The 7996-nt window shown below is 58.8% G+C and carries 10 protein-coding genes and 2 pseudogenes; 9 read left to right on the forward strand and 3 right to left on the reverse strand.

The genetic code is table 11. From position 1 onward, the window contains the following. Positions 1-329: pseudogene (locus ATY75_RS31065) on the reverse strand (IS5/IS1182 family transposase); the annotation flags it as partial. A gap of 29 nt (positions 330-358) precedes the next feature. Next, positions 359-1213, reverse strand: a complete 855-nt coding sequence (locus tag ATY75_RS31070) for a J domain-containing protein (protein ID WP_088940419.1) — start codon at positions 1211-1213, stop codon at positions 359-361. Positions 1214-1367: 154 nt separating this feature from the next. Here ATY75_RS31070 and ATY75_RS31075 point away from each other — a divergent pair, with 154 nt between their 5' ends. The 9 genes from ATY75_RS31075 to ATY75_RS31115 all read left to right on the forward strand — a co-directional run bounded on the left by ATY75_RS31075 (position 1368) and on the right by ATY75_RS31115 (position 7643). Next, on the forward strand, positions 1368-1823 hold the full coding sequence (locus tag ATY75_RS31075; RefSeq protein ID WP_225881141.1) for an Hsp20/alpha crystallin family protein: 456 nt from the start codon (positions 1368-1370) through the stop codon (positions 1821-1823). A 27-nt stretch (positions 1824-1850) separates the two neighbouring features. Beyond that, positions 1851-2234, forward strand: coding sequence for an Hsp20/alpha crystallin family protein (locus tag ATY75_RS31080; RefSeq protein WP_088940420.1), 384 nt, complete (start codon positions 1851-1853; stop codon positions 2232-2234). 11 nt (positions 2235-2245) lie between these two features. Then, on the forward strand, positions 2246-2755 hold the full coding sequence (locus ATY75_RS31085) for an Hsp20/alpha crystallin family protein (RefSeq protein WP_184345202.1): 510 nt from the start codon (positions 2246-2248) through the stop codon (positions 2753-2755). A gap of 115 nt (positions 2756-2870) precedes the next feature. Beyond that, positions 2871-3332: a hypothetical protein gene (locus tag ATY75_RS31090; protein ID WP_088940422.1), complete on the forward strand. Its 462-nt coding sequence runs from the start codon at positions 2871-2873 to the stop codon at positions 3330-3332. A 278-nt stretch (positions 3333-3610) separates the two neighbouring features. After that, positions 3611-5317, forward strand: a complete 1707-nt coding sequence (locus ATY75_RS31095) for a cation:proton antiporter (protein ID WP_088940423.1) — start codon at positions 3611-3613, stop codon at positions 5315-5317. A 123-nt stretch (positions 5318-5440) separates the two neighbouring features. Beyond that, positions 5441-6070, forward strand: coding sequence for an HdeD family acid-resistance protein (locus tag ATY75_RS31100; protein ID WP_088940424.1), 630 nt, complete (start codon positions 5441-5443; stop codon positions 6068-6070). Continuing rightward, complete coding sequence (locus ATY75_RS31105) at positions 6067-6579, forward strand: redoxin domain-containing protein (RefSeq protein WP_088940425.1); 513 nt, start codon at positions 6067-6069, stop codon at positions 6577-6579. The genes ATY75_RS31100 and ATY75_RS31105 overlap by 4 nt, the downstream gene beginning before the upstream one ends. Beyond that, complete coding sequence (locus tag ATY75_RS31110) at positions 6545-7081, forward strand: DsbA family protein (RefSeq protein WP_088940426.1); 537 nt, start codon at positions 6545-6547, stop codon at positions 7079-7081. Before ATY75_RS31105 ends, ATY75_RS31110 begins: the two co-directional genes overlap by 35 nt. 106 nt (positions 7082-7187) lie before the next feature. Then, the gene (locus tag ATY75_RS31115) at positions 7188-7643 is read left to right on the forward strand and encodes a PRC-barrel domain-containing protein (RefSeq protein WP_088940427.1); all 456 of its coding nucleotides are present in this window, start codon (positions 7188-7190) and stop codon (positions 7641-7643) included. A 226-nt stretch (positions 7644-7869) separates the two neighbouring features. Here ATY75_RS31115 and ATY75_RS34355 read toward each other — a convergent pair. After that, positions 7870-7996: pseudogene (locus ATY75_RS34355) on the reverse strand (IS481 family transposase); the annotation flags it as partial.

Below are 7996 nucleotides of genomic sequence, written 5' to 3' on the forward strand. Positions count from 1 at the left end.
CGTTCCAGCGCCCGCGCGCTGCCGACGCCGTCGCTGCTGGCATAGAGCCACAGCGCCAGCAAAAGCCGTGGCGAAATCGGTGGATGGCCTGGCCGGTGCTCACGCGCCTTGATCCGATCTTCGAGCGCGCTCAGATCCAGTCCCTCGACATAGCTCCAAATGACCCGCACCGCGTGATCCTGGCCGATCAAGCTGTCGATATCGACGGCACGCAACTCGATCTGATCGCGCACCGGCTCACGCATGCGCGCCGCCCCGCGCCCCACCTGAGCACTTCGCCGCGCTCCATGCACCGGCAGTCCTTCGAACAGGTCGTCGCCCACCATCATCCTCCAAGCAAATCAACGACCCAACAGAATCACAATCCAATCGCCTCCGCTACCAAACATTCACAGGCTCTCAGGGTGAGATATTCGTCACCGCGCCTGCCGTCCCGCCCCGGGACGCCCTTGCCTTTCAGCCGAAGTGTCCTGCCGGTATTCGATCCCTTAGGGATCGTCGTTGTGACCGGCCCGCTGGGTGTAGGGACGGTTACTTTACCGCCGAGGACGGCCTCGGTCAGCGAAATCGGCAGATCGAGACGGATATCGCTGCCGTCACGTTTGAAGAACGGATGCGGCCTGACGGCAATCTCGATCAAAGCGTCGCCTGCCTCGCCGCCACTTGGTCCAGGGTCGCCCTTTCCCGCCAGACGTAGCATTTGACCATCACGCGTGCCGGGCGGGATGACCACGTCAATCGTGGATCCCCCGGGCAGAGTGATGCGTCGAGACGCGCCATTCACGGCATCCAGAAAATCCACTTCGAGCCGATAGTGCCGATCTTCGCCTCGCGAACGGAAATTGCGACGGCCACCCTGGGAGAAAAAGTTCGAAAAAATATCGTCTGCGTTCTCGAAATCTGCAAAACCCGATGAACTCTCGTAACGCTGCGAACCGGCTCCAGCCTGCGCGAAATCACGGTAGTACTGCTGTTGCGGTCTCTCGGAACCGGATGCATCGATCTCGCCGCGATCAAAGCGTGCTCGCTTCTCCTCATCGCTCAGGATTTCGTAGGCAGCGGAGAGATCCTGGAACTTGCTCTGCGCCTTCGCGTCTCCGGGGTTAAGATCCGGATGAAGTTTTTTCGCAAGCCGGCGATAGGCTTTCTGAATGTCCTTCTGTGGCGCGTCGCGTGCCACACCAAGAATATCATAGGGATCGGCGCTGGCCATCGCGTCCGTTCTCCGTGTCCGATGAGCCCCAAGGGCGTTGATCCGCTAGGTTAGCCTTTAGGCACCGCACACGAATTGACGGTCGTCAACGACGGCGCCGACCGAAAAGGGCATTGTTGCTTACGAAATTACTTTTGGACAAAGGAGAGCTGCCATGAACGGTGAGATGACGTTCAGAGAAATGCCACCCGCAGGGCGACGGTTCGATCCCGTCCGCCAGATGCAGAGGGCACAGACCGACCTAAACAGACTATTCGGTGGCCTGCGTTTCTATCCCGCAACCGAATTCCCGTTGCTGAACCTCTGGACGGCCCCCGATGGCGCCATCGTCGCAGCGGAGGTCCCAGGCATCGCGCCTGAGACCCTCGACATCACGATCCGGCGTGACGCCGTGACCGTGCGGGGGAATCGGCTGCCAGAGACGGTCGATGACGGCACCGTCATGCAACGGCAGGAGCGCACGCATGGTCCTTTCGCGCGCACCATCGTCCTCCCATTCCTGGTCGACGCCGACAAGGCGTCCGCCAAGTTCGAGCGAGGCATCGTCACCCTGACCTTACTCCGCCCCGAGGACGACAAACCCCACCAGATAAAGGTAACGCGGTCGTAATGTCCGCCAATCGAACAGGAGTCCGCGATGGACCAGATCATATCAAATGGGCCTTCAGCCTCAAGCGAGCCGACGAGAGCAGGTCCGATCTTCACGCCTCCGGCCGACATTCTTGAAAAGGGAGACACAGTCGTCATGCTTGTCGATATTCCGGGCGCCGATCCCGCGAGCCTCGATATCACGCTCGACAAGCATATCCTGACAATCATGGCCCGCGTGACGTCGGCGGCACCGGAAGGGTACACGCCGACCTATAGCGAATTTCGAGACGGCATCTATGAACGCCGCTTCGTCTTTTCCGAACAGATGGACGGTGAACGCATCGACGCCACGCTGAAGGACGGGGTTCTTCGACTAACCGTCCCGAAGTCGGCCAACACGGCCAAGAAGATCAACGTCAAGGCAGAATGAAGGAGGACGACATGCGAGTGAACGATCTTATCCCCTGGAAGGCTTCACGTGGCTATCAGCCCACGGTGCACGATGAACGTGATCCCGTCGCGGCCCTGCAGAACAATGTCAACCGTGCCTTCGACGATTTCCTGCGCATGTTTAATGTGCCGTTCTCCGGTTTGCCTGCCTCGTTTCTCGACAGCGACTCCGGGATCCACGTTGACGTCGCCGAAACGGACAAGGAGGTGAAGGTCTCGGCGGAATTGCCGGGATTTGATGAGGCCGACATTGACGTCAAAGTGAGCGACGGCACAATGATCATAAGCGGCGAGAAAAAGACTGACCGGGATGTCGATGAGAATGGCTATACTTTGCGCGAGCGGAGCTTCGGTCGCGTTGAGCGAGCTTTGCCCCTACCGGATGGTATTGACGCGGATGCGGCCACTGCAAGTTTTAAGAGTGGCGTCCTGACCGTGACGATCCCCAAGAAAGCTGAGGCGCAGAGCGGTTCAAAGCGTATCCCAGTACAATCCAATTGAGCACGCCTACCTGCCATGAGCACAGCGATGATACCCACCATCGATACGGCGCCGTCACCATGGCGCCGTTTTGTTTTCGCACCCTCATCCGTAAGTTCGTGAAGAAGGATCGGAAATGAGTGTGTTGCCGCGTGTCACGGTACTGACCAGAGAGCGGATTTCCCGGGAATTCGACGACCTCGGACCAGACGCCTGTATGACGGAGATCAAGGCTGACCTCCGCCAACATAATCCTGAACTGCTCGATATGGCGATGCGCTGGGCCGGCAGAGGAGCCGAAGCATCCGGCCTCATGACGGGGTTCGGCATGTTCTACAGGCTCCTGGTGGCAGAAGCGGATGCTCCAATGGGCTCAAGTGCCCTGAACCCGCTTCCTCGCGTGTCGATCGACGTCCGCGACGCGATCGTCAAATACATCGATCATACCGACAGCGAAACTTTCACCCGGCAAGCGATCGAAAATCTCGAAGTCGTCAACCCCGAACTCCTGCAGATGGCACACGGACATGCGTTGCGACGCTTGGATTATGGTCGGACGATGCAAGGTTTTGCTCTTCTGTGTTCGCGGGCCAATTGACGCTCCGGCTCGCTAGCGTCACGAAAATTGAGTGATCGGCGTGGACCCGCAAAAGGGGGGAACACGGCTGAGTTGTACGCTACGGGCGGCCATCCCGAAACCTCCGTCGATCCGCACTATCCGGTATACGAAGCAAGGCTGGAATCCTTTCCCGCACACGATCCGCTCGCCCGGACATTCCAGGACCGAAGCCAGGAGGGAGGCGCCGGGCAGGTTGAACCCGGCAAGTTGAAGTCCAACCTGTTAGCCGCCCCAGCGGCGTACCGCTGACGCATACAATGACCGAACACCTGCTAACTCAAAGTCTGTCCATGATCGTGCTCTCGGCCGTTGCCGTCGGGCTCTTCGCCGCGCTGCGAATGCCTGCCGCGATGGGCTATCTTCTGGCAGGTCTTGCGATTGGTCCCCATGGTCTGAATCTCGTGGCGCTCGGTGACGATACCCTTTTCCTTGCCGAACTTGGCCTGATCTTCCTGATGTTCATGGTGGGGCTCGAGTTCTCGCTGACTACCCTGCTGGCAGCGCGCGCCGACGTCCTCGTGGCAGGCACCCTGCAAGTGGGAGGGACGCTTGCAACGATTGCCGCCGCGCTTTGGTGGCTCGGGCTGGATGCCCGCATCGCCATTCTGTTTGGTGGTGCTGTGGCGATGTCATCGACCGCCGTTTCCATGAAGCAACTCGCCGAGCAGGGCGAGATTTCGAGTCAGCATGGACGCTTTGCCATCGGCATCCTGTTGTTCCAAGATATCGCGACGATCCCCCTTCTTGTCGCCGTGGACAGCTGGTCGAGACAGGCATCTTTCGATCCGTTCGATCTAATGGGGCGTCTCGCGCTAGCGGCGATCGCACTCATCGCAGTCTCCATCATCGCCGGCCCGCTTTTCCGTACTGTGCTTGCCGGTGCCTCCAAGTCCCGCTCGAACGAGTTGTTTCTGTTATCGGCGCTTTTCGTCGCTCTCGGGGCCGCCTATTTCGCCCATCTCGCTGGGCTGGCTTTGCCGATTGGCGCGTTCATAGCCGGCATGGCAATCGGCGGAAGCGACTTTCAACACCGCGTCGAGGACGATCTGCGCCCGTTCCGTGACGTGCTCGTCGGCCTGTTCTTCGTCACAGTGGGGATGCAGGTAGATCTCCAGCTAGTCGCGGTGTTTCCCTACACGATCCTAGCTTGGTGCGCGGTGTTTTTGTTCGGCAAAGCGTTCATTACCTTCGTTGTTGGGCTGATGTTGGGCAGGTCCGCCGCGATCGCCCTCCGCGTTGGCGTCATACTTGCCCATGGCGGAGAATTCGGTCTGCTATTGTTGACCCTGGCGCTCAACACCGGACTGTTGCCATCCGAGTTCGGTCAACCGGTCCTGATTGCACTTGCGATCACCATGGGCTTGGCTCCGCTATTAATTCAGCATAGCGCGCTTCTGGATCATCTCGTCGGCAATCGGCGTGACCGGTTGGCCGCGACCGAGACTGCGCTTGGCGCAGCAGGCACGTCGCTCGAACGACATGTTGTGCTGTGTGGATGTGGCCGAGTCGGCCGTCTCGTGGCGACCGCTTTCGAAGCGGCGAAGATACCGTTCATCGCGATCGAGTGCGATCTCGCGCGTTTCAGAGAAGCCCAACGACAAGGCCACACGATCGTCCACGGCGATGCCGCGCATCGCCGGATATTGTCCGCCGCAGGTCTCGCAAAGTCCAGGCTTGTCGTCATCACTTTCGACAGACCCTCCGCGGTCGAACGAATCCTGAAGTTTGCGAGCGAGCAGCAGATGGCCATTTCCTGCCTGGTCAGTGCGGCCGATGATCGGGATATCACGGCTCTTGTTGGAGCCGGCGCGAAAGTCATCTTCCCTGAAAATCTTGCGGCCGGTCTTGCGCTCGCGGACCAATCGCTTTTGCTGTGCGGCCTCACCCAGGAAGAGGCAGGGCGGATCGTTACCGCGCTTCGTGCCGAGCTCAATCCGGAGCTTCGGGAAAGGGTCGGCATCTGACGGCGCGCAGAGCACAAAACGCCACGATCCTGCCCTCATTGACAACCGTCAAGGCGATAGCTTCGACCCGCCGCTACAGTGCGCACTCTGTTACAAAGACCTACAAACCCGACGAGGTGCCTTATGTCCTGGTTCGAGCCCTACAATCCAGACCTAGAGAGCGCACGAAATTCGATGCTCGCAGACAATTGGTGGATCGTTGCGCTGCGCGGCGTATTGGCGATCCTGTTTGGCATCGCTGCCTTCGTTATGCCCGCTGCGACGATGCTCGCATTTGTCCTCGTCTTCGCCGCCTATAGCCTCGTTGACGGGATATTCAGCGTCGCGCTGTCAGTGCGAGGCGCGCGCAAGGGCGAACGCTGGGGGTTGTTGCTTCTGAACGGCTTGTTCGGGATCGCGATTGGCATCGCAGCGGCGATGTTGCCTGGTATAACCGTGCTGGCCTTCATCCTAATGATCGCGGCTTGGGCCTTGGTGTCGGGAGGTTTGATGCTTGGCGCTTCCTTCGCGCTCAAAATCAGCCACGGACGCTGGCTTCTCGTCTTCGGCGCGATCGCCTCCCTGCTCTACGGCGTGCTTCTGTTTGTCAGCCCCTTTATTGGTGCCCTCGTGCTCACATGGTGGATGGGAGCTCACGCGCTGGTTTTCGGCGTCACCCTTATCGTCTTCGCATTCAGGCTGCGAAAGCATCGAGGCGAGCATGCATCGAACGCCCTGACGGCATCTGGATTAAACCTGGGGAGACGGCCATGACCGGTATCCTCGCTAAGGGAACACGAGCGCCTAAGTTCACCCTACACGTCACTCCGGATCAAAAACTGTCCCTCGACGACTTCACCGGCAGACGCGTGATCCTCGCCTTCTATCCCGCCGATTGGAGCCCTGTTTGTGGCGACCAGATGAGCCTCTACAATCATGTCTTGTCCGAGTTTCGCCGGCAGGGCGCGGATCTTCTCGGCATTTCGGTCGATGGACCTTGGTGTCACCAGGCGTTCGCACGCGACCGCAAACTGCATTTTGCTCTTCTGTCGGATTTCGAACCGAAGGGTGAGGTTGCCAGAGCCTACGGCGCCTATCGGGGTGCGGAAGGCGTGGCGGAAAGGGCGCTCTTCCTAATCGACGAAAAGGGAATGATCGTGTGGAGTTACTGTTCGCCGATCGCGGTCAATCCAGGCGCTGACGGAATCTTGGACGCGCTCGAAGCGCTTCATCCGGTGGAGAAGAAAGATGGCCCAGCTCAGAGTACCCATAACGTCGCTTGACCACATTCAAGGTGACGAAAACGCGACCGTGACGCTTGTCGAATACGGTGACTACGAATGTCCGCATTGTGCTGCGGCGCAACCAATCCTGGAGCAGATCCAGGCGCACTTTGGCAACCGGCTTCGCCTCGTCTACCGGCATTTCCCGATGGTCGAAATCCATCCCCATGCCGGTGCGGCGGCTGAGGCGGCGGAGTTTGCGGGTGATCATGGAGCTTTTTGGCAGATGCATCGTGCGATCTTTGCCAACCAACATCGTTTGAACGTGCCGCTTCTTATCTCACTTGCTGCGAACCTCAAGCTTTCGCCAATTGATCTGCGTGACGCCCTTGCATCGGATAAGTTTGCGGCGAAGGTCCGAGATGATTTTATTGGCGGCGTGCGAAGCGGTGTTAACGGAACACCGACGTTCTTCGTGAATGGCATACGCCATGACAGCCCCTATGGCGTGGCCACGCTCTCGTCAGCAATCGATCAGGTGATTCTTGGGGCCGCGGCGTGATCCGCGGCGGCGCGAGAAGTGACGATCGTCAAGGCGAGCAAGAAGGATTGAGATCATGATTTTAATACGCATCACAACCGGATGCTTCACTATGAGGAGATCTATCATGCTGTCGTATGACCATGCCCCGCGTTCGGACGCTCAGGCCATTCCGAGCTTTCAGTCTGCCTGTCGCTCGAGCCGCCGCGCTGCGCCGGTCGCTGTGCTGGCGATTGCCATGCTGATGGTTTCGGGAGTTCCCTGTACTCGGGCACAAACGGTACAACTTGTCACTGTAGACGTTAAGGCCGTATCCCTGGGGGTTCAGGTGTCCAAACTCATTGGAAAGCGAGTCCAAAACGACAAGAACGAAAAAATCGGAGCGCTTGATGATCTTGTTATTACAAAGGACCGCAGCCTCTTTGCTATTCTGGAGGTCGGCGGCTTCCTCGGGCTTGGCGGCCATTTGATCGCTGTTCCTTATGAAAGTCTGGCCTTCAGCGACGATGGAGCTAACGTCACGCTTGCGGGAGGCTCCAAGGATGCACTGCAAAAGCTGCCCGAGTTTGAATTCACGAAATAGCAGCATCGCACGTCAAACTATCGGTGAACCCGAATGTACTCGGTTCGGGATTCGCTGCCGATCGATCTGTCGAGCAATAGCATCGGACGGAATTATTCAGCGAATCCGACCTGGTATGGGTAGCCAATCACGTTTCACGCCGTCTTCAATTTCCAAAGGGTCGGCGTGCCAAGTCGTCTCGGGCTGCGCCCGACTGCTGCGCTGTCGAACGGAAGATGGATGATGGCTAGCTGTGGAGCCTCAACAGGTTGTCCTTGATCAGGCCGAGTCTACTGACGGGCGGTTTGGATTGTAGGCTGCCGTGCGGGCGATGCCAATTGTAACGGTGGAGCCAGAGCGGCAGGTCGGCGGCG

It is taken from the genome of Rhizobium sp. N122 (assembly GCF_002211295.1).
GTDB lineage: Bacteria > Pseudomonadota > Alphaproteobacteria > Rhizobiales > Rhizobiaceae > Rhizobium.